We start from the raw sequence: 19173 nt of genomic DNA on the forward strand, positions 1-19173 counted from the left end.
GGAATGAATTGAACATGACAACCCCACGCACTTCCAAAGCCACACGCCACAAGCCCAAGGCTGTCAGCGACGCCAAGCCGGCTGAGCCACGGGTCAAGCCAAGCCTGCACCCACGTAACCGTCATCAGGGCCGTTACGACTTCCCGCAGTTGATTTCGGTCTGCCCTGAGCTGGCAGAGTTCGTGATCATCAACCCGTACGGCAAAGAAAGCATCGACTTCGCCAACCCGGATGCCGTGCGCGTATTCAACCGTGCGCTGCTCAAGGCGTTCTACGGTATCGCCCACTGGGACATTCCGGCTGACTACCTGTGCCCGCCTGTGCCCGGTCGCGCTGACTACGTGCACTTTCTGGCCGACCTGCTGGCCACCATGAACGATGGCGTCATCCCGCGTGGCCCGAGCGTGCGCGTGCTGGACATCGGTATGGGCGCAAACTGCGTTTACCCGCTGATTGGTCACAGCGAATACCGCTGGCAGTTCCTGGGCACCGAAGTTGACCCTACAGCCGTTAAAGCGGCCAAGGCGATCGTGCAGTCCAACGGCCTGAACAAAGCCATCAGCCTGCGCCTGCAACCCGATCAGAAGAAGATCTTGCTGGACGTCCTGGACAGCGCCGAGCGTTTTGACCTGAGCATGTGCAACCCGCCCTTTCATGCGTCGATCGATGAAGCAACGCGCGGCAGCGAGCGTAAATGGCGCGCACTGGGCAAGGCTGATCCCAAGCGCAAACTGCCTGTTCTGAACTTTGGCGGTCAGGCGGCCGAATTGTGGTGTGAAGGGGGCGAGCAGCGCTTTGTGACCCAGCTGATTCGCGAAAGCGTGCAAGTGGGCCGTCAGGTGCTGTGGTTCAGCGTACTGGTGTCCAAGGCGTCCAACTTGCCGGCGATCCAGACCGCACTGAAAAAAGCCGGTGTGCGTGAAAGCCAGGTGGTCGACATGTCACAGGGCAACAAGCAAAGCCGCTTTGTCGCCTGGACATTCCATGACAAAGAACAGCAACAGCTGTGGCGCGAGAAGAACTGGAAGTAATCTTGTAAATATGCAAAACCTCGTAGCAGCTGCCGAGCTGCGCGAGGCTGCGTTCGGCAGCTGCTACAAGATTTGCAGGCATAAAAAAGCCGCGCTTCGGAGTAATCCGAAGCGCGGCTTTTTTACAGCAGTCTTACTTGTTAACAGCGTCAGTCAGGCCTTTGGCCACAACGAGCTTGATAACTTTTTTGGCTGCGATTTCGATGGCTGCGCCAGTCGAAGGGTTACGGCCAGTACGGGCAGGACGCTCGGTCACTTTCAGTTTGCCAATACCTGGCAGAGTGATTTCGCCGCCATTTTCCAATTGATCAGCAACGATCTGGGCCAGTTGGTCCAGAGCGTTACGCGCGGTAGTTTTCGGCGCGTCGATAGCTTCAGCGATATCAGCGATCAGTTGGTCTTTAGTAATAGCCATTGAGATGTTCCTTCCCTATCAAATTCATTTGGTTTGCAGAGTGCAATGTCAGCCATCGAGCCAGATCTCAAGGGTCTGGCACACCCGCCAGCTTTCACGACGAATCGCGGATGTAGATAGCTAAAACGGGGTTTGGTTCGACCTGACACATGCTGAATGCACGCTTTACGCCGTTTCCGAGCGCAAGACCGGGCAAAACTAGCACAGAGACAGTTAAATATCCGCCTCTACCTGGGCTTTTGGTCAGCTTTATGGCCTTAAAACGGTAAAAAAACCGTCCAGGGCGCCCTCAAGCCCCCCAAACCCCGACCCGAGGCTCAGGTGCGGTACACTTGGCGCCTTTGCGGGGTGTGCACCCTGCCCTCTCATTACACACCGAGAAGCCCATGCCGATCCGTCATTGCATCGTCCACTTGATTGACAAAAAACCCGACGGTACGCCCGCAGTTCTCCACGCCCGTGACTCTGAACTGGCCGGGTCTCAAGCCATCGAGAACATGCTCGCTGACCTCAACGAAAGCTATAACGCCAAGCAAGGTAAAGCCTGGGGGTTTTTCCATGCCGAGTCCGGCGCGCATCCGTTCAGCGGCTGGCTCAAGGAATACCTCGATGGCGGTAAAGACTTCACGGCGTTCAGCCGCGTCGCCGTCGAGCATCTGCAAAAACTGATGGAAGAGTCCAACCTTTCCGTTGGCGGCCACGTGCTGTTCGCCCATTACCAGCAAGGCATGACCGACTACCTGGCCATCGCCCTGCTGCACCACAGCGACGGCGTTGCCGTGACCTCGGAGCTGGACGTGACGCCTTCGCGCCATCTGGACCTTGGCCAGCTGCACCTGGCCGCACGGATCAACATTTCCGAGTGGCAGAACAACAAGCAGTCCAAGCAATACATTTCGTTTATCAAAGGTAAAAACGGCAAGAAGGTTTCGGAGTACTTCCGCGACTTTATCGGCTGCCAGGAAGGTGTCGATGGCCCGGGCGAAACCCGTACCCTGCTCAAGGCCTTCAGTGACTTCGTAGAAAGCGAAGACTTGCCGGAAGAGTCCGCCCGGGAAAAAACCAAGACCCTGGTCGATTACGCCAGCAGTCAGGCAAAAATCGGCGAACCCATGGGCCTGGAAGAGTTGTCCGAGTTGATCGACGAAGAACGCCCCAAGGCTTTCTACGATCATATCCGTAACAAGGACTACGGCCTGTCCCCCGAAATCCCTGCTGACAAGCGCACCCTGAACCAGTTCCGTCGCTTCACCGGGCGCGCTGAGGGGCTCTCTATCAGCTTTGAGGCACACCTGTTGGGCTCCAAGGTCGAGTTCGACGAAGAAGCCGGTACGCTGGTGATCAAGGGCTTGCCGACCCAACTGCTCGATCAGCTCAAGCGCAGCAAGTAATGCTCAACGGTATCTTGAAGAAAGTCCTGTTTGTTCTGGTGGTGGTGGTCATCTTTCAGAACTGGGGCAAGATCGAGCGCGTGCTCAACCCTTCGGGTGTCGTCAGTGAGCAAACCCGGGCCAGCGCCCGGGTGGTGTTGTACTCCACCGAGTGGTGCGGCTACTGCAAGGCCACTCGGCGGTTCCTGGATGAGAAAGGCATACCGTTCAAGGAATTCGATATCGACAAGGATGCCAGTGCCCGCCAGGCTTACGAGGCGCTGGGCGGGCGCGGCATTCCGATACTGGATGTAAACGGCACGCTGATTCGCGACTTCAAGCCCGATGCGATATTGGCGGCACTGAAATAAGCCGGGAACAACTGTTCAATTTCTGTGGGAGCGGGCTTGCTCGCGATGCAGGCGCTGCGGTCAGCCAGACAAACCGCAGAGATACCATCGCGGGCAAGCCCGCTCCCACAGGAAAATCACTCCAGCTTCTGACTTTGCACCAGACACTCCTTGGCACTCTTCCTGAGTTTCTTGATCAATCGCTCCTGGCGCAACGCTTCACCCTTGTCCGGCCAGGATTCGACATACACCAGCGCCACTGCCGGGCTTGAAGCAAAAAAACGCGCGCCCTTGCCCGTTTGATGCTTGGCAAAACGGCGCACCGGGTCATCGCTGATACCGCAATACAAAGAGCCATTAGCGGCCCGCACAAGGTACACAAACCAGGGTTTCTCGACCACTTTCAGCGGCTGCCCTGAAAGGCCTTGAGCCCTTTTTGCGCCTGCGCCCGAATGGCGTTTTGTACCAGCGGTGTCCACCCCAGCAACAGGCCCTTGGTGCCCAGTGCCTGACGCGACCAGCGCCACAGATCGAAATGGTCGTGATGCTCGCAAATCTTGCCATCACGAAACACAAACCGTGCCTGGATATCATTGACCACCGTGGCGCCGGTCTGGCCAAACACATAGGTCGCCACCCAGTGCGCGCTGCCATGCTGGCCGTCAGCCTGAACCTGATCGAAGGTGAGGCTGAAATCCTTGGCCCGCAAGGTCAGCATGCGCCACATGTCAGCGGCGTTGTGGCCACGCAGCTCGCCAAACACAGGGTCGCTGAACACCACGTCAGTGGTGTAACAGTCAGCCATTGCCTCGGCATCAAGCCGCTGGAAGGCCTGGTAGAAACGAGTGATCAATGCTTGGTGGTCTTGGCTCATGGCAGGGTCCGTACAGGTCTGGAATCAGAGCACGATAATCTGCCATGAACAGAAACACTATGGGCCTCAGACTTTCTCGCTTTGTACATTCACATACAGTGAACGGCCGGCGCCAAGCCCGGCGACGATGGCCCCCAGACCGATGACTGCAAATATCCAGCCCACGGCACTCCAGCCACCCGTCACTTCATGCACCACGCCCACCGCCAGCGGCCCCATCGATGCCACGGTGTAACCAATGCCCTGGGCCATGCCCGACAGATTGGCGGCGACATGGGCATCGCGCGAGCGCAGCACGATCATGGTCAAGGCCAGGCTGAATGTACCGCCCTGCCCCAGGCCCAGCACAATCGCCCAGCCCCACAAGCCATCGATAGGCGCATAAAGGCAACCAAACAGCCCGGCCAGGGTCATGCCCATAACCAGCACGATTGCCAGCCGCTGGTCTTTACCCCGCGTGGCCAGCCACGGTGCCGTCAGCGCCGTGATCAATTGCACGATAACCGAGCCGGACATCACCAGCCCCGCCTGGGTAGGCGTCAGGCCGCGACCAATCAGGATTGACGGCAACCAGCCAAAAACAATGTAGGACAACGAGGATTGCAGCCCCATATAGAGCGTCACTTGCCAGGCCAACGGGTCACGCAACAAGCCACGCACGCGGTAAGCAACGTTGTGCGTGCCCTGACGCTTGCCCACCTGTGGCAGCCAGAAAACAACCGCAAGCAATGCGGGCAAGGCCCAGAAGCCAAGCCCCATTGCCCAGCTCTGCCCCAGTGACTCGCTAAGGGGCACCGTGGCCCCTGCCGCCAGTGCCGCACCCAGGCACAGGGCCATGGTGTAAACGCCGGTCATGGTTCCGGCATGCCCGGCGAAATCACGCTTGATGATGCCCGGCAACAACACACCGATGACGCCGATACTGGCCCCCGCCAGAATGCTCCCGGTAAACAGCCCCACTTCGCCCAGGCAACTGCGCAGAACGATCCCGCCGCCCAGCGTCAGCAAAATCCCCAGCACTACCCGCTCGGTACCAAAACGCCGCGCCAGGATTGGCGCCAGGGGCGCGAACAGCCCCAGGCACAGCACGGGCAACGTGGTCAACAGGCCAGCCTGCGCCGCAGACAAGCCCAGTCTGTCAGACACCTCACCCAGTAACGGCGCCATGCTCGACAGCGCGGGGCGCAGGTTCAAGGCCACCAGCACCAGCCCCAGGAGCAATAACCACGGACGCAAGACAACAGGCGCAGTGTGCTGAACCTGCTCGTCGTCAATTTCAGCGTCGATCAGCAATTCTTCCAGCTCATCGAGATGACGAACGGGCTCGACGCTGGCATTGGAAATTGACGAAGGGTGGCTCATGGCGTGCTCCGGCTCAAGGTTCATTGATCAACGTCCGGCACAGCGCCATGGCCCGTTGCGGGTTTTGTTGTTCTACGGCTTCCAGTAAATCAACGTGCAGGTCGAACACCACTTGACGACGCGGATGGACGTCCATGGTCTTGCGCAAATGATTGGTCAAGACGCTTGAGGTAAAGCGGTAGAGCTCGCTCAGGGCCGGGTTGTGGGCGGCATCAATCAGTCGTTGGTGAAACACCAGGTCACAGCAAATATAGGTATCGAGTTCACCGTGATAGTGCTGGCCACTGGCGTCCAGCGCCTGATGCAGCAGGCGCAAGTCCTCGTCCGTGCGGCGCAGGGCGGCCAGGCCAGCGGCTTCAACCTCAATGATGTGACGCATCTCCCGGCCCTGCTCCAGAGAGCAGGATGACAGCGCGCGCAGCGTGTCCATCGGGTCGACACGGCTGCGCAAGTAGCTGCCATCGCCCTGGCGAATCTCTATCAGCCCGGCAAATGCCAGCACGCGCATGGCTTCACGCACAGTGTTACGACTGATGTTCAATTGCGTAGCCAGCTCGGGCTCGGTTGGCAAACGCTGACCCACCTCCCAGGTACCGTTGTTTATTCGCGCACGCAGTTGCTCCAGAGCCTGGTCGACCAGCGAGCGTTTGATGATGGGAGAAGCGTCTGTCATTTAATTCGCCTTTTCATCCAATCATAGGATGAATTTTCCGACATGTTACTCAGACACCTCCATACGAGCAATCAACTACAGATTAAAAGCCCCCTAAAAAACCTTGTTCACCCTTGAACAAAAAACCCTTTAAGGGTAATTTTGATTGCATCGAGGCTGCCTCTTATGGAAAAGAAAACACCTCACTACAACCTCCAGTGCATTCAAGCCGATGTACAACGGCTTGGCGCTGTCGCCTTTACCAAAAGCGCATTGGATGGTGGACGAAGCCTGGGCCTGGTCCTCGCACAAATGCAGAGGGTCATTACCTCGTTGGAGCGCAGTGCGCTGTACAAATCGATGTCGACCCACGCCGACCACAAGGTCTGGCAGGACGTATATCACGCACAGGCCTACGGTTTGGCCATCTCTATCAAGGTGACGTATCGCCCCTGCGGAGGGCCGCCGGTCATCGCTTTCAAGGAGAAAACATCATGAGCAAAAATGACTGCTGCACCTGCGGCGCCGCCAATGCCATGCAAGCGTTCAAGGGCCGCAGCTTCAATGTGAACTTCAAGCAATTGAACCGGGTGGTGCACGGCCTGGACGGGCACGAATGCACCGAGTGCGCCGAGGTCGAATTTGATGCACCCAGCGCAGAGCTATATGCCCAGGCTGGCGACGAACTGGTAGAAGATGCCAAACGGGTTATGGCGGAAGAAATGAAGCGTATCCGCCGCAAGCTTCACTTCACCCAAAAAAATGCCGTGCAGTTGCTGTCGGGGGGCGGCCACAATGCGTTCAGTCGTTATGAACGGGCCGAGGTGGAGCCACCAAAACCCTTGTTTGTGTTGATGCGACTGCTCGATCGCCACCCCGAACTGGTCCGCGAATTACAAGCCATCAACGAGTGTGCAGACATCAATGCGCTGCTGGTGCAAAAACAGCAGCAGCGCGAAAACTGACACCTTTGGTTTTGTAGCCGCTGACGAGCGCAGCGAGGCTGCGATCATCAGCGGCTACAAGTCCCGATCAATGCAAAATCTGATTCAGGAACAGTTTGGTCCGGTCATTTTGCGGGTTGTCGAAGAAGTCATTCGGGGCGGCCTCCTCCACGATTTCGCCCTTGTCCATAAAGATCACCCGGTTGGCCACGGTGCGCGCAAAGCCCATTTCGTGGGTTACGCAGAGCATCGTCATGCCGTCTTCCGCCAGGCCGATCATGGTGTCCAGCACCTCTTTGACCATCTCCGGGTCAAGTGCTGAAGTCGGCTCATCGAACAGCATGATTTTCGGTTTCATGCACAGCGCCCGGGCAATTGCCACACGTTGCTGCTGACCACCCGACAACTGCCCCGGGAACTTGTGCGCCTGCTCCGGAATACGCACCCGTTCCAGATAATGCATGGCAATTTCTTCGGCCTGACGCCGGGGCATCTTGCGTACCCACATTGGCGCCAGCGTGCAGTTCTGCAGAATGGTCAGGTGCGGGAACAGGTTGAAGTGCTGGAACACCATGCCCACTTCACGCCGCACCGTCTCGATTTGCTTGATGTCGTTGGTCAGCTCTACACCGTCGACCACGATGCGTCCCTGCTGGTGCTCTTCGAGGCGATTGAGGCAACGGATGGTGGTTGACTTGCCGGAGCCCGAAGGCCCGCACAAGACGATACGCTCGCCCGGCTGGACGTTGAGGTTGATGTCCTTTAGCACATGGAACTGGCCGTACCACTTGTTGACGCCCAGCATCTGAATAATGCCTTCAGAGCTTGCTGGCTTTTTGATTGCTTCACTCATGTCGCACTACTCCTAACGCTTGTGGCCAGTGTCCAGCTTGTGCTCCAGATGCATGGAGTAGCGGGACATACCAAAACAGAAAATCCAGAACACCAGGGCAGCAAACACATAGCCTTCAGTGGCCATACCCAGCCATTTCGGGTCGGCGGCGGCTTGTTTGACGCTATTGAGCAGGTCGAACAGACCGATGATGATCACCAGGCTGGTGTCCTTGAACAGGGCAATAAAGGTGTTGACGATGCCGGGGATCACCAGCTTCAAGGCTTGCGGCAAAATCACCAGGCCCATGCTGCGCCAGTAGCCCAGGCCCATGGCCGCAGCCGCCTCGTACTGACCCTTGGGGATGGCTTGCAGACCGCCACGCACCACTTCCGCCACATAAGCCGACTGAAACAGGATTACGCCGATCAAGGCCCGCAGTAATTTGTCGAAGTTCATGCCCTCGGGCAGAAACAGCGGCAGCATCACCGAAGACATAAACAGCACGGTAATCAGCGGAACGCCGCGCCAAAACTCGATAAAAGTCACGCACACCACGCGAATGGCCGGCATGTCCGAGCGGCGGCCCAGGGCCAGCAAAATCCCCAGTGGCAAGGCGCCGGCAATACCTACCGTGGCAATCACCAGCGTGAGCATCAGGCCGCCCCACTGGCTGGTAGCCACGTTAGTCAGGCCCAGATAGCCGCCGTGGAGCAAGGTAAACGCCAGGATGGGGTACACCACCAAAAAGCCCAGCCCGTAGATAGCCTTGTGCTTGAAGCGCGAGATAAACAACGGCGCCGCACCCACCACGGCCAGCCATACCGTCAGGTCAACCCGCCAGCGCAGCCCGGTCGGGTAATAGCCATACATAAACTGGCCAAAACGCTGCTGGATAAACACCCAGCAAGCGCCCTCTTTGGTGCAATCAGCTTGCGTGCTGCCTACCCAATTGGCATCGAAAACCGTCCAGCTCAGCAGCGGCGGCACGATCAGCCAGACCAGATAAAAGGCAAACAGGGTCAGCAAGGTGTTGAGCCAGCTGGAAAACAGATTTGCCCGCGCCCAGGCGACAATACCGATGCGGTTGCCCGGCGGCGGCATGTCGGGTTTGAAAACATGAGTCGTCATAGTCCAGTCCTCATCGCTCGATCAGCGCAATGCGCGTGTTGTACCAATTCATCAGCAGCGAAATGCTGATGCTGATGGCCAGGTACACGCTCATGGTGATGGCAATGACTTCAATCGCTTGCCCGGTCTGGTTGAGTACCGTGCCGGCAAACAGTGAAACCATTTCCGGATAACCGATGCCCGCCGCCAGCGACGAGTTTTTCACCAGGTTCAGGTATTGGCTGGTCAAAGGCGGAATGATCACCCGCAGCGCTTGCGGGATGATTACCTTGCGCAGCGTCGGCCCCGGGCGCAGCCCCAGCGAGCGGGCGGCTTCGGTCTGACCGTGACTGACGGACTTGATCCCCGACCGTACGATTTCGGCAATAAAGGCCGCGGTGTACACCGTCAACGCAATGGTCAGCGCCAACAGTTCCGGGATCAGCACCCAGCCACCGACAAAGTTGAAGCCCTTGAGCTGTGGCATCTCCCAGTGCACCGGGGTACCGAACAGCAACACGCACAGGCCAGGAATCGCCAGCAGCAAGAACAGCCCGACCCAGAACTTGTGAAATGGCTCGCCGGTGTCTTCAAAGCGCTTGTTGGCCCGACGGACCATCAGCACCACGGCCACGATAGCCAGCACCACACTGGCCACAAACGGCCAGAAGGCATCCGTACCCACTGCGGCCGGCATGTTCAGGCCACGGCTGCTCATATAGAAGGTGTTGGCAAAGTTATGGCTGTTGCGTGGCCCTGGCATGGTCAGGAAGACCGCGAAGTACCAGAACAGGATTTGCAGCAATGGCGGGATATTGCGAAAGATCTCCACATACACCGTTGCCAGCTTGCTGATCATCCAGTTCGACGACAGGCGTGCCACGCCGATGATAAACCCCAGGATCGTCGCCAGGACGATACCGATCACGGACACCAGCAAGGTGTTGAGCAACCCGATCAGAAAGACCCGCGCATAACTGTCGGACTCGGTGTAATCAATCAAATGCTGCGCAATGCCAAACCCGGCACTGCGCTCCAGAAAGTCAAAACCCGAAGTAATGCCGCGATGTTGCAGGTTGGTCTGGGTATTGTTGAACAGATACCAGCCCATAAAGACCACCAGCGCGACGGTGACGATCTGAAATAACCACGCACGCACACGTGGATCGCCGAGGCTGAGCCTGGGCTTGGGTGCGCCGACTTTAATTTGCATGAAGTGCCCCTAACAATGGATCAGACAACATCACCCGGCAGTTGGCCTGCCGGATGAAAGGGCTATCAGCGCACAGGGGGTGCGTATTGAATGCCGCCGTTATTCCACAGAGCGTTCAGCCCGCGGTCGATGGCCAGAGGCGTGTTTTTACCGAGGTTTTTCTCGAAGACTTCACCGTAGTTACCCACCTGGCTGACAATCTGCACCACCCAGTCTTTTGGCAGTTTCAGGTCTTTGCCGTATTCGCCGTCAGCACCCAGCAAGCGGGCGACATCCGGGTTTTTGGTGGATTTGGCTTCAGCCACAACGTTTTTCGAGGTGATGCCGGCTTCTTCAGCATTGAGCATGGCGAACAGGGTCCACTTCACAATGCTGAACCAGTCTTCGTCGCCCTTGCGCACGACAGGCCCCAGAGGCTCCTTGGAGATGGTTTCAGGCAATACGACATAGTCGCTCGGGTTGGCCAGCTTGCTACGCTGTGCGTACAACTGGGACTTGTCGGAGGTCAACACGTCGCAACGGCCGCTTTCCAGAGACTTGGCGCTTTCATCAGAGGTGTCGAAGGTGATCGGGGTGTACTTGAGGTTATTGGCGCGGAAGTAATCCGACACATTCAGCTCGGTAGTCGTGCCGGCCTGGATACAGATGGTTGCACCGTCCAGTTCCTTGGCACTTTTTACCCCCAGCTTGTTGTTGACCAGAAAGCCGACGCCGTCGTAATAGGTCACGCCCGCGAACACCATGCCCATGCCCGCATCACGGGAACTGGTCCAGGTGGTATTGCGCGACAACACATCGACTTCGCCCGATTGCAGCGCGGTGAAACGCTCCTTGGCGTTCAACTGGCTGAACTTGACCTTGGTAGCATCGCCAAACACTGCGGCGGCCACTGCACGACAGACATCCGCATCGATCCCCATGATCTTGCCGTCTTTATCCGGTACCGAAAAGCCCGGTAAACCGTCACTCACGCCACATTGCACAAAACCTTTCTTCTTGACACTGTCCAGGGTCGCGCCTGCGTGGGCAAAACCGCTGGCACTGAGTAACACGATGGCTGCTGTGGCCAAAGCCAGGGTGGATTTCAATTGCTTCATTCAAACCTCCAGTGCTGCTTTTTTGTGTTTGAACAAGGCCCGCCGCCCCCTTGTGAGGCACTGTTGACCCATGTTGGCTTTTTATTGGGTCAAGCGGCATAAGCCTTGAGCGATGGGTGCATCGCACGAACCGTCAAACTGAAGCGCTCACTTGAGCTGTTGAATTCCTTGTCTAACTCCAACCTCGGGATTTTTGCAGCCCCCCCTGTTAGTGTTACCGTCCAAAGGGGGCGCATTCACGCCACTGTCCACATAGCAAGGCGCGTACCACTCTTGGCCCCTAAGTAAGTTCAGTAGGTAATGCAGGAAAAAACGTTCAAGCATGCGACATATTCTGTAATCCTTAGTCGATCAAGCACATTTGTAGCGCACCCGATTTGCGCACATGCACAACGATGGAGCAGCCATGACCCAACCCCTGATCATCCAGCCTCAAAAAACCGCAGACGCCTGTGTTATCTGGCTCCACGGTCTGGGTGCCGACCGTTATGACTTCATGCCGGTGGCTGAGATCCTGCAACAGTCGTTGCTGACCACGCGCTTTGTATTGCCGCAGGCTCCAACCCGCGCCGTGACCATCAATGGCGGCTATGCCATGCCTAGCTGGTACGACATCAAGGCCATGAGTCCTGCCCGCTCGATCAGTGAAGAAGAGCTCGAAGAGTCGGCCGACATGGTCATTGCCTTGATCGAAGCCCAGCGCCAGAGCGGTATCGACGCCAGCCGGATTTTTCTGGCCGGGTTTTCACAAGGTGGCGCCGTGGTTTTCCATACCGCTTATTTGAAATGGCAGGGCCCACTGGGTGGCGTTATTGCCCTTTCAACCTATGCGCCAACCTTCAACGAAGGCCTGCCATTGTCGGCCAGCCAGCAGCGAATCCCGGCTTTGTGCCTGCACGGGCAGTACGATGATGTAGTCCAAAACGCTATGGGTCGTACGGCTTATGAGCATTTGAAAGCCGCAGGTGTGTCCGTTACATGGCAGGAGTACCCAATGGGCCATGAAGTGTTACCAGAGGAAATAAGCGATATCGGTACCTGGCTGACGAAACATCTGAGCTAAAACCGAAACATCCCGTCGTTCACTACACGCCGAGCGCCCGACTTGCATTACACTGCCCGGCGTATACTCCTTAACCAACTGATGAGATGACCGTGCTCAAAGCACTTAAAAAAATATTCGGTAAAAGCGAGGCTGAGCCGCTCGCGCCAGCTTCCGTTACACCTCCAGGCAACGCCAGAGCGCGAACCGACGCGCAACAACCTGGCCGCTCTGCTCCTGTTCCAGCCCCTGAGCCGGTGAACATTCCCGACGCACAATCCGCTGCTGAACAACCGCGTATCGAAAAACCCAAAATTGCCAAGCCACGGCGTGAGGCGGCCCCCAAGCCACCGGTCATTCCCTGGAAACTCGAAGACTTCGCCGTCGAGCCACAAGAAGGCAAAGTCCGCTTTCACGATTTCAAGCTCGCCCCCGAGCTGATGCACGCCATCCAGGACCTTGGTTTCCCCTACTGCACGCCGATCCAGGCAGGCGTACTGGGCTATACCCTGAGCGGGCGTGACGCCATTGGCCGTGCCCAGACCGGTACGGGCAAGACGGCTGCGTTCCTGATCTCGATCATTAGCCAGTTGACCCAGACGCCGCCGCCAAAAGAGCGTTACATGGGCGAACCACGCGCTCTGATCATCGCGCCGACCCGTGAGCTGGTGGTGCAGATCGCCAAGGACGCGGCCGACCTGACCAAGTACACCGACCTCAATGTCATGACATTCGTGGGCGGCATGGACTTCGACAAGCAACTCAAGCAGCTTGAAGCCCGCCATTGCGACATTCTGGTGGCCACACCGGGCCGTCTGCTGGACTTCAACCAGCGCGGCGAAGTGCATCTGGACATGGTCGAAGTGATGGTGCTCGACGAAGCCGATCGCATGCTGGACATGGGCTTCATCCCGCAAGTACGCCAGATCATTCGTCAAACGCCACCAAAAGCCGAACGTCAGACGCTGCTGTTCTCCGCGACCTTTACCGAGGACGTGATGAACCTGGCCAAGCAATGGACCACAGACCCTGCCATCGTCGAGATCGAAGCGGTCAACGTCGCCAGTGACATGGTTGAGCAGCACGTCTATGCCGTCGCCGGTGCCGACAAGTACAAGCTGTTGTTCAACCTGGTCAACGACAATGGCTGGGAACGGGTGATCGTATTTGCCAACCGCAAGGACGAAGTGCGCCGCATCGAAGAGCGCCTGGTACGTGACGGTATCAACGCGGCGCAACTGTCGGGGGATGTACCGCAGCACAAACGTATCAAGACCCTGGAAGGCTTCCGCGAAGGCAAGATCCGCGTGCTGGTAGCTACCGACGTTGCAGGTCGTGGCATCCACATTGATGGCATCAGCCACGTGATCAACTTCACCCTGCCTGAAGTGCCGGACGACTATGTACACCGTATTGGCCGTACCGGCCGTGCTGGCGCCAGCGGTGTATCGATCAGTTTTGCCGGTGAAGACGACTCGTACCAGCTGCCGTCGATCGAAGCCCTGCTAGGTCGTAAAATCAGCTGCGAAACGCCGCCAGCCGAGCTGCTGCGCCCTGTCGTACGCGCTGTGCGCAAACCGCAGGACCCGACTGCAACGGCCTGATACGCAAGTCTGTAGCCGCTGCCGAGGCACGAGGCTGCGATGGGCTGCGAAGCGGCCCCGCTTTTTGAAGGGCCTGCGGCCCTTATCGCAGCCTGCGGCAGCGGCTACAGGGCTTGATTACTTCCAGCGCTGCGCCGCCACCTCATCGCTCACCCGCCCCTCCACCCATCGCGGGCCTGAGGGGGTCTGTTCTTTTTTCCAGAACGGGGCGCGGGTTTTCAGATAATCCATCACAAAACTGCAGGCATCGAAAGCGGCCTGACGGTGAGCACTGGCTACGCCAACAAACACAATCGGCTCTCCCGGCTCCAGCAGGCCAATACGGTGCAGCACTTCAAGCTTGAGCAGCGGCCAGCGCTGCGCAGCTTCATCAATAATTTTGCCCAGGGCTTTCTCGGTCATGCCCGGATAATGCTCCAGGAACATCCCCGCCACGTCACGGCCGTCATTGAAGTCGCGCACATAACCGACAAAACTCACCACTGCGCCCACGCCCAGATTCGCGGCATGCAGTGCATTGACTTCAGCGCCAGGATCAAAGGCCGCCGCTTGCACCCGAATCGCCATGTTCAGCCTCCGGTCACGGGCGGAAAAAATGCCACTTCGTCGCCGTCCGCCAGGGGTTCGGCGAGCTTGCACAGCTCTTCATTGCGCGCACACATCAGGTTGGGCTCGGCCAGCACCTGCCAGGCACCACCGCGTTGCGTCAGGTGCGCGCGCAACTGCTCAATGGAGACGAACCCGCCCTCCACTGCCTCACTATCCAGCCCCAGAACCTCGCGATAGCGGGCAAAGAAAACCACTTTGAGCTTCATGACGCATCCGCCTGAAAGTGCCCGCTCTTGCCGCCGAGCTTTTCCAGTACGCGCACACCTTCGATGGTCATGCCGCGATCGACCGCCTTGCACATGTCGTAAATGGTCAGGGCTGCAACGCTGGCGGCGGTCAGGGCTTCCATTTCGACGCCGGTCTGCCCGGACAGCTTGCAGCGCGCCACGATCAATACCGCGTCGCTGCCTTGGGCACTGAGCTCAACCTTGACGCTGGTGAGCATCAACGGATGGCACAAAGGGATCAGGTCCGAGGTTTTCTTCGCCGCCTGGATCCCGGCAATCCGCGCCACGGCAAACACATCACCCTTGGGGTGACCGCCACTGATGATCATGTCCAGGGTTTCAGGGCGCATGCGCACCACCGCTTGTGCCACAGCCTCACGGGAGGTCACCGCTTTGTCGGTGACATCGACCATGTTGGCGCGGCCTTGGGAATCTAAGTGAGTCAGCACAGGGGGTACTCCAGAGAGGAGTATCGATTGTAAACCCGAGGGTCAGCTTAAGGCCATCGACCCCGCGAATACCGCGCATCAGAACATGGAATTGGCCGCCCGCAGGCAATCGCCGTACAAAGGTCGAAACTTTGGAGTCATACCTATGCCACTTTTTATTGCCATTGCCCTGAGCCTGCTGGCGGGTGCTGCGGTGCCCCTGCAAGCGGGCAGTAATGCTCGATTGGGCGTGGTGCTGGGCCATCCCTTTTGGGCCACCGTGATCTCATTACTGATCAGCGGCCTGGCGATTGCGCTGGTAATGCTGATTGTCAAAGTGCCCCGCCCCAATCTCGCGGCCCTGCTCACCGGCCCCTGGTGGATCTGGCTCGGCGGGCTGGCCGGGGTGTTTTACATCACCGTGGCGCTGATCAGCGTGCCGCGCCTGGGGGCGCTGAACTTCATCATGGCGGTGGTGGTGGGCCAGTTGATCAGTTCACTGCTGATCGATTACTTCGGCTTGCTGGGTTTGCCAAGAAACACCCCCAGCCTGCAAAAACTGCTCGGGGTCAGCGTGGTGCTGGCAGGTTTTGTCATCGCTTCACGCGGCTGAAGGCGCACTCACTTGCCTGACCAGATCCCGCAGCCAGCGATGAGCCGGATCTTCGTTGAAACGCTGATGCCAGACCTGCACATAGTTGAACGGCGCTATCGTCATGGGAGGCGGCAGTGCCACCAGGCTGTCGCCAAATGACAGATTGTCCAGGGTACGGGTGGCCACAGTAAGAATCAGGTCGGTGTCGGTAATCATCCCCGGTGCCGTGCCCCAGTGCGGCACATTGACCGCAACCCGGCGCTGCAACCCCCGGGCGTGCAACACGTTATCGACCTCACCCTGGGTATTGCCATCCGTCGACACCAGCAGGTGCGGGCGCGCCAGATAGCTGTCCAGATCGAGCACGCCATTGTCCGGGAGCGAACGACGATTGAGCAGGCAGGTAAAGGTTTCTTCAAACAATACATCGCTGCAGATATCTGCTGGCATCGTGGGGAAAACCCCAACGGCCAGATCGATCTTGCCCTGCTCGATCTGCTCCAGCATGCCCAGGCGGCTGTCCTGGATGATCACCAGCGAAGTGTCCGGTGCTTGCTCGCGCAGCAGCACCAGCAGTTTTGGCAACACGATGGTCGCGCCGTAATCGGACATGGCCAGGCGAAAGGTGCGCTGTGATTCTGCCGGCACAAAGTCGATGGACTGACCGAGCAGCGTTTCGACCTGTCCCAGGATGGCCTTGAGCGGCGCCTGGAGATTTTGCGCCATCACGCTCAGCACCACCTCGTTGCCCTGACGGATCAGCAACGGGTCATCAAGCAGCACCCTGAGTTTGTTCAGTGAGTGGCTGATGGCGGGCTGGCTCAAATGCAAACGAACACCGGTGCGGGTTACGTGTTTTTCCGTGAGCAGCGCATCGAGCACCACCAGCAGATTCAAATCGATATTACGCAGTAACACCTGACGCTCCTGTCTTGGCCAACTCCAGGGCAACGCTGCATGATCCATGCGCGCAACCGCCGTCAGCTTACATGAAGCCAAAACGCCAGTGGGAGCGGGCTTGCTCGCGATGAAAGTGGCGCGGTGTATCTGGGATACCGCGTCATCTTCATCGCGAGCAAGCCCGCTCCCACCTTCAGGCAGTTACAAATGTGACTCGGCGTATTCCGCCAGAATCGAGCGAGGCACCCCTTGCAGGGCTATATGCACACCGTTGGGGAAGTCTTTGAAACGCTCCGTCAGGTAGGTCAGCCCCGAACTGGTGGCCGACAGGTAGGGGGTATCGATCTGTGCCAGGTTACCCAGGCATACCACTTTGGAACCGGCACCGGCACGGGTAATGATGGTTTTCATCTGGTGCGGTGTCAGGTTCTGGCACTCATCGATCAGGATCAGGCTCTGCTGGAAACTGCGACCGCGGATGTAGTTCAGGGATTTGAACTGCAACGGCACCTTGCTCAGAATGTAGTCGACGCTGCCGTGGGTATTTTCATCATCCATGTGCAGAGCTTCGAGGTTGTCAGTAATGGCACCCAGCCAAGGCTCCATTTTTTCGGCTTCGGTGCCCGGCAAGAAGCCGATTTCCTGGTCCAGGCCCTGCACGCTGCGGGTACAGATAATCCGCCGGTAGCGTTTGCTGACCATGGTTTGTTCAATCGCTGCCGCCAGCGCAAGGATGGTCTTGCCCGATCCCGCCGCACCCGACAGGTTGACCAGGTGAATGTCCGGGTCGAGCAAAGCAAACAGCGCCAGCCCCTGGTAAATATCCCGCGGTTTGAGGCCCCAGGCTTCCTGGTGCAGCAGCGGTTCCTGATGCATGTCGAGGATCAGCAACTGATCCTTGCGCACCTCCTTGATCCAGCCGACAAAGCCCTGCTCATCAATGATGAATTCATTGATATGCACCGCCGGCAGGTTTTCGTTCATTTGCACCTGATGCCAGGTACGGCCATGCCCCTGGCGGGTTTCGACCTTGTTGACGCGGTCCCAGAACGAACCGGTCATGGTGTGATAGCCGCGCGAGAGCATCGACACGTCGTCAACCAGCTGGTCGGTACTGTAATCCTCGGACTCGATCCCGCAAGCCCGGGCCTTTAGGCGCATGTTGATGTCTTTGGTGACCAGCACCACGCGCAATTGCGGCTCACGGGCGTGCAAATCGATCAACTGGTTGATGATGATGTTGTCGTTGAGGTTTTCGGGCAGCAACGCGTTGGGCTCGCGGCGCTTGCTCATCATGATCGACAGGAAGCCCTTAGGTGCGCCTTTGCCGCGCTGGATCGGCACACCTTTTTCGACGTCATCGGGGGTGGCAACCCCCAGCAACTGGTCAATGAGGCGAATGGCCTGACGGCACTCGGCTGCCACCAGTAATTTGCCGGTTTTGAGCTTGTCGAGCTCTTCGAGCACCGTCATCGGGATCGCGACGTGGTGTTCCTCGAAGTTAAGCATTGCGTTTGGATCGTGAATCAGAACATTGGTATCGAGTACATAAAGGATTGGCTGGTTGGAAGAAGGAGTGCGTCCGTGATCATCCATACTCGGTCACCTTTGTGGGAGCCATTCGACGCAATACCGCAACAGTGCTGCGCCTCGAAGTGACTGCCGTATGCCCTGCCCGATGGCGTCCTGGAAGACGCCACCTGTTTCGCAGGTTTCGGCCGTCTGTCTTCGTAATACGCCTAAATGTGTGACAAAAAAAATGTTTTTTCACATTCCAGCACTTTATTTTTTGAATGACGAACAACCCTTGGCGCATTCCGGGACCGCAACTAAGCTAATAGATCTACCGGTATTAAAAAGCGCTGCAATCAACCTGTTCGTCCTCTGTCGCGGCAGTGCGCAGCGCTCAAACCTGAATTCGACACCCCTTCATTAAAGCCCGTTATTTCCTACATAGATCCAGGACAAACCCTGCACCGGCATCTTTTCGCCCGCATTAAGCTGCGGCTGGCACTGAGTCCGCTAACCGTCACTTCCGTGGTGATTTTCTGATTCAACTCCGCGTAACACCTTCATTAATGCACGAGGTCACGGTACTGACGCCCCCCTCTTCAGGTGACGAATAAAAACCGCGACCGCGTTACTGCGAAAGGATGACTGCATGACTCCCATCTCCAAAACACTGGAACAATTGCTGCTCGAGATTTACAAGGACGGCAGCGTTTCGTTCACCGAGTACGAACAGCTGCGCGACAATGCTGATGAAAGAATGGAAAGGATCATCGAGCACTTTGGCCATCACAACAATACGACCGCTTTTCAAAAGGCCATGGATGTCGCCATGCAATTGCTGCAACTGGCAGTAATCGATGCCAAGAACGCCAAGCTGACCGATACCGGTGAAGCCATCGTCAAGGATGCAATCACCGCCCAGGTTGAATACCTGCGCGCTGGCAGCCATCTGGCACTGCGCCTGCTGTAACGCCGTGACTCCTGGCCCGTCGAAGCCGGCGGGCCA

Annotated in this window: 23 protein-coding genes; 9 read left to right on the forward strand and 14 right to left on the reverse strand. The window is 57.8% G+C overall.

Features of this window, described 5'->3' with window-relative positions; translation table 11 throughout:
• The first annotated feature begins 14 nt into the window (after positions 1-14).
• Complete coding sequence (gene rlmF / locus ACP7BE_RS17475; protein WP_095001226.1) at positions 15-1031, forward strand: 23S rRNA (adenine(1618)-N(6))-methyltransferase RlmF; 1017 nt, start codon at positions 15-17, stop codon at positions 1029-1031.
• 133 nt (positions 1032-1164) lie between these two features.
• Here rlmF and ACP7BE_RS17480 read toward each other — a convergent pair whose 3' ends face one another.
• Positions 1165-1446 (reverse strand): HU family DNA-binding protein, encoded by a 282-nt coding sequence (locus ACP7BE_RS17480; RefSeq protein ID WP_003440137.1) that lies wholly within the window; start codon positions 1444-1446, stop codon positions 1165-1167.
• Between the two features lie 386 nt (positions 1447-1832).
• Here ACP7BE_RS17480 and yejK point away from each other — a divergent pair, with 386 nt between their 5' ends.
• Positions 1833-2837 carry a nucleoid-associated protein YejK gene (yejK, locus tag ACP7BE_RS17485; protein WP_095001225.1) on the forward strand — a complete coding sequence of 335 codons (1005 nt, stop codon included), beginning with the start codon at positions 1833-1835 and terminating at the stop codon, positions 2835-2837.
• Entirely contained in the window at positions 2837-3187 is a 351-nt protein-coding gene (locus ACP7BE_RS17490) for a glutaredoxin family protein (protein WP_016781886.1), read from the forward strand. Before yejK ends, ACP7BE_RS17490 begins: the two co-directional genes overlap by 1 nt.
• A 116-nt stretch (positions 3188-3303) precedes the next feature.
• On the opposite strand, the gene ACP7BE_RS17495 is transcribed toward ACP7BE_RS17490, so the two are convergent.
• The 4 genes from ACP7BE_RS17495 to ACP7BE_RS17510 form a co-directional block, all read right to left on the reverse strand.
• Positions 3304-3573: a GIY-YIG nuclease family protein gene (locus ACP7BE_RS17495; protein ID WP_095001393.1), complete on the reverse strand. Its 270-nt coding sequence runs from the start codon at positions 3571-3573 to the stop codon at positions 3304-3306.
• Positions 3570-4040, reverse strand: a complete 471-nt coding sequence (locus ACP7BE_RS17500; RefSeq protein WP_095018208.1) for a nuclear transport factor 2 family protein — start codon at positions 4038-4040, stop codon at positions 3570-3572. The genes ACP7BE_RS17495 and ACP7BE_RS17500 overlap by 4 nt, the downstream gene beginning before the upstream one ends.
• Positions 4041-4106: 66 nt before the next feature.
• The gene (locus ACP7BE_RS17505; RefSeq protein ID WP_426106666.1) at positions 4107-5426 is read right to left on the reverse strand and encodes a CynX/NimT family MFS transporter; all 1320 of its coding nucleotides are present in this window, start codon (positions 5424-5426) and stop codon (positions 4107-4109) included.
• Positions 5416-6075 carry a FadR/GntR family transcriptional regulator gene (locus ACP7BE_RS17510; protein WP_095001222.1) on the reverse strand — a complete coding sequence of 220 codons (660 nt, stop codon included), beginning with the start codon at positions 6073-6075 and terminating at the stop codon, positions 5416-5418. The genes ACP7BE_RS17505 and ACP7BE_RS17510 overlap by 11 nt, the downstream gene beginning before the upstream one ends.
• A 165-nt stretch (positions 6076-6240) precedes the next feature.
• Here ACP7BE_RS17510 and ACP7BE_RS17515 point away from each other — a divergent pair, with 165 nt between their 5' ends.
• Complete coding sequence (locus ACP7BE_RS17515; protein ID WP_095023048.1) at positions 6241-6552, forward strand: type II toxin-antitoxin system MqsR family toxin; 312 nt, start codon at positions 6241-6243, stop codon at positions 6550-6552.
• A complete protein-coding gene (locus tag ACP7BE_RS17520; protein ID WP_130872002.1) occupies positions 6549-7019 on the forward strand; it encodes a type II toxin-antitoxin system MqsA family antitoxin in 471 nt (156 codons plus the stop codon). The genes ACP7BE_RS17515 and ACP7BE_RS17520 overlap by 4 nt, the downstream gene beginning before the upstream one ends.
• Before the next feature lie 67 nt (positions 7020-7086).
• Here the strand turns inward: ACP7BE_RS17520 and ACP7BE_RS17525 are convergent, their stop codons facing one another.
• The 4 genes from ACP7BE_RS17525 to ACP7BE_RS17540 all read right to left on the reverse strand — a co-directional run bounded on the left by ACP7BE_RS17525 (position 7087) and on the right by ACP7BE_RS17540 (position 11250).
• On the reverse strand, positions 7087-7851 hold the full coding sequence (locus tag ACP7BE_RS17525) for an amino acid ABC transporter ATP-binding protein (RefSeq protein ID WP_095018210.1): 765 nt from the start codon (positions 7849-7851) through the stop codon (positions 7087-7089).
• 12 nt (positions 7852-7863) lie between these two features.
• Positions 7864-8961, reverse strand: coding sequence for an amino acid ABC transporter permease (locus ACP7BE_RS17530; RefSeq protein WP_095001218.1), 1098 nt, complete (start codon positions 8959-8961; stop codon positions 7864-7866).
• A 10-nt stretch (positions 8962-8971) separates the two neighbouring features.
• Entirely contained in the window at positions 8972-10153 is a 1182-nt protein-coding gene (locus tag ACP7BE_RS17535) for an amino acid ABC transporter permease (protein ID WP_095001217.1), read from the reverse strand.
• A 65-nt stretch (positions 10154-10218) separates the two neighbouring features.
• On the reverse strand, positions 10219-11250 hold the full coding sequence (locus ACP7BE_RS17540; RefSeq protein WP_095001216.1) for an amino acid ABC transporter substrate-binding protein: 1032 nt from the start codon (positions 11248-11250) through the stop codon (positions 10219-10221).
• A 406-nt stretch (positions 11251-11656) separates the two neighbouring features.
• Between ACP7BE_RS17540 and ACP7BE_RS17545 the strand changes: the two genes are divergently transcribed.
• Both ACP7BE_RS17545 and rhlB read left to right on the forward strand, forming a co-directional pair.
• Positions 11657-12313, forward strand: coding sequence for an alpha/beta hydrolase (locus ACP7BE_RS17545; protein WP_095001215.1), 657 nt, complete (start codon positions 11657-11659; stop codon positions 12311-12313).
• Positions 12314-12399: 86 nt separating this feature from the next.
• The gene (gene rhlB / locus ACP7BE_RS17550; RefSeq protein ID WP_095018212.1) at positions 12400-13896 is read left to right on the forward strand and encodes an ATP-dependent RNA helicase RhlB; all 1497 of its coding nucleotides are present in this window, start codon (positions 12400-12402) and stop codon (positions 13894-13896) included.
• A gap of 117 nt (positions 13897-14013) precedes the next feature.
• Here rhlB and moaE read toward each other — a convergent pair whose 3' ends face one another.
• The 3 genes from moaE to moaC are packed head-to-tail and all read right to left on the reverse strand — an operon-like array spanning position 14014 to position 15181.
• Entirely contained in the window at positions 14014-14463 is a 450-nt protein-coding gene (moaE, locus tag ACP7BE_RS17555) for a molybdopterin synthase catalytic subunit MoaE (RefSeq protein ID WP_095001213.1), read from the reverse strand.
• Between the two features lie 2 nt (positions 14464-14465).
• Positions 14466-14711 (reverse strand): MoaD/ThiS family protein, encoded by a 246-nt coding sequence (locus tag ACP7BE_RS17560; protein WP_095001212.1) that lies wholly within the window; start codon positions 14709-14711, stop codon positions 14466-14468.
• The gene (gene moaC / locus ACP7BE_RS17565) at positions 14708-15181 is read right to left on the reverse strand and encodes a cyclic pyranopterin monophosphate synthase MoaC (protein ID WP_095001211.1); all 474 of its coding nucleotides are present in this window, start codon (positions 15179-15181) and stop codon (positions 14708-14710) included. The genes ACP7BE_RS17560 and moaC overlap by 4 nt, the downstream gene beginning before the upstream one ends.
• Positions 15182-15326: 145 nt before the next feature.
• On the opposite strand from moaC, the gene ACP7BE_RS17570 reads away from it, so the two are divergent.
• On the forward strand, positions 15327-15773 hold the full coding sequence (locus ACP7BE_RS17570; protein WP_095001210.1) for a DMT family transporter: 447 nt from the start codon (positions 15327-15329) through the stop codon (positions 15771-15773).
• Here the strand turns inward: ACP7BE_RS17570 and ACP7BE_RS17575 are convergent.
• Together ACP7BE_RS17575 and ACP7BE_RS17580 are read right to left on the reverse strand one after the other, a co-directional pair.
• The gene (locus ACP7BE_RS17575; protein WP_095038763.1) at positions 15762-16673 is read right to left on the reverse strand and encodes a LysR substrate-binding domain-containing protein; all 912 of its coding nucleotides are present in this window, start codon (positions 16671-16673) and stop codon (positions 15762-15764) included. The two genes, ACP7BE_RS17570 and ACP7BE_RS17575, sit on opposite strands and share 12 nt — an antisense overlap.
• Before the next feature lie 183 nt (positions 16674-16856).
• Positions 16857-18251, reverse strand: coding sequence for a PhoH family protein (locus ACP7BE_RS17580; RefSeq protein ID WP_095001208.1), 1395 nt, complete (start codon positions 18249-18251; stop codon positions 16857-16859).
• 565 nt (positions 18252-18816) lie between these two features.
• On the opposite strand from ACP7BE_RS17580, the gene ACP7BE_RS17585 reads away from it, so the two are divergent.
• Positions 18817-19137, forward strand: a complete 321-nt coding sequence (locus ACP7BE_RS17585; protein ID WP_095001207.1) for a hypothetical protein — start codon at positions 18817-18819, stop codon at positions 19135-19137.
• The last annotated feature ends 36 nt before the right edge of the window (positions 19138-19173 follow it).

It is taken from the genome of Pseudomonas sp. TWR1-1-3, from assembly GCF_049896805.1.
In the GTDB taxonomy this organism is placed as follows: domain Bacteria; phylum Pseudomonadota; class Gammaproteobacteria; order Pseudomonadales; family Pseudomonadaceae; genus Aquipseudomonas; species Aquipseudomonas bubulae.

Coding starts and splice junctions, on each gene's coding strand:
- rlmF (WP_095001226.1), top strand. CDS start 15: ATGACAACCCCACGCACTTCCAAAGCCACACGCCACAAGCCCAAGGCT.
- ACP7BE_RS17480 (WP_003440137.1), bottom strand. CDS start 1,446: ATGGCTATTACTAAAGACCAACTGATCGCTGATATCGCTGAAGCTATC.
- yejK (WP_095001225.1), top strand. CDS start 1,833: ATGCCGATCCGTCATTGCATCGTCCACTTGATTGACAAAAAACCCGAC.
- ACP7BE_RS17490 (WP_016781886.1), top strand. CDS start 2,837: ATGCTCAACGGTATCTTGAAGAAAGTCCTGTTTGTTCTGGTGGTGGTG.
- ACP7BE_RS17500 (WP_095018208.1), bottom strand. CDS start 4,040: ATGAGCCAAGACCACCAAGCATTGATCACTCGTTTCTACCAGGCCTTC.
- ACP7BE_RS17505 (WP_426106666.1), bottom strand. CDS start 5,426: ATGAACCTTGAGCCGGAGCACGCCATGAGCCACCCTTCGTCAATTTCC.
- ACP7BE_RS17510 (WP_095001222.1), bottom strand. CDS start 6,075: ATGACAGACGCTTCTCCCATCATCAAACGCTCGCTGGTCGACCAGGCT.
- ACP7BE_RS17515 (WP_095023048.1), top strand. CDS start 6,241: ATGGAAAAGAAAACACCTCACTACAACCTCCAGTGCATTCAAGCCGAT.
- ACP7BE_RS17520 (WP_130872002.1), top strand. CDS start 6,549: ATGAGCAAAAATGACTGCTGCACCTGCGGCGCCGCCAATGCCATGCAA.
- ACP7BE_RS17525 (WP_095018210.1), bottom strand. CDS start 7,851: ATGAGTGAAGCAATCAAAAAGCCAGCAAGCTCTGAAGGCATTATTCAG.
- ACP7BE_RS17530 (WP_095001218.1), bottom strand. CDS start 8,961: ATGACGACTCATGTTTTCAAACCCGACATGCCGCCGCCGGGCAACCGC.
- ACP7BE_RS17535 (WP_095001217.1), bottom strand. CDS start 10,153: ATGCAAATTAAAGTCGGCGCACCCAAGCCCAGGCTCAGCCTCGGCGAT.
- ACP7BE_RS17540 (WP_095001216.1), bottom strand. CDS start 11,250: ATGAAGCAATTGAAATCCACCCTGGCTTTGGCCACAGCAGCCATCGTG.
- ACP7BE_RS17545 (WP_095001215.1), top strand. CDS start 11,657: ATGACCCAACCCCTGATCATCCAGCCTCAAAAAACCGCAGACGCCTGT.
- rhlB (WP_095018212.1), top strand. CDS start 12,400: ATGACCGTGCTCAAAGCACTTAAAAAAATATTCGGTAAAAGCGAGGCT.
- moaE (WP_095001213.1), bottom strand. CDS start 14,463: ATGGCGATTCGGGTGCAAGCGGCGGCCTTTGATCCTGGCGCTGAAGTC.
- ACP7BE_RS17560 (WP_095001212.1), bottom strand. CDS start 14,711: ATGAAGCTCAAAGTGGTTTTCTTTGCCCGCTATCGCGAGGTTCTGGGG.
- ACP7BE_RS17570 (WP_095001210.1), top strand. CDS start 15,327: ATGCCACTTTTTATTGCCATTGCCCTGAGCCTGCTGGCGGGTGCTGCG.
- ACP7BE_RS17580 (WP_095001208.1), bottom strand. CDS start 18,251: ATGGATGATCACGGACGCACTCCTTCTTCCAACCAGCCAATCCTTTAT.
- ACP7BE_RS17585 (WP_095001207.1), top strand. CDS start 18,817: ATGACTCCCATCTCCAAAACACTGGAACAATTGCTGCTCGAGATTTAC.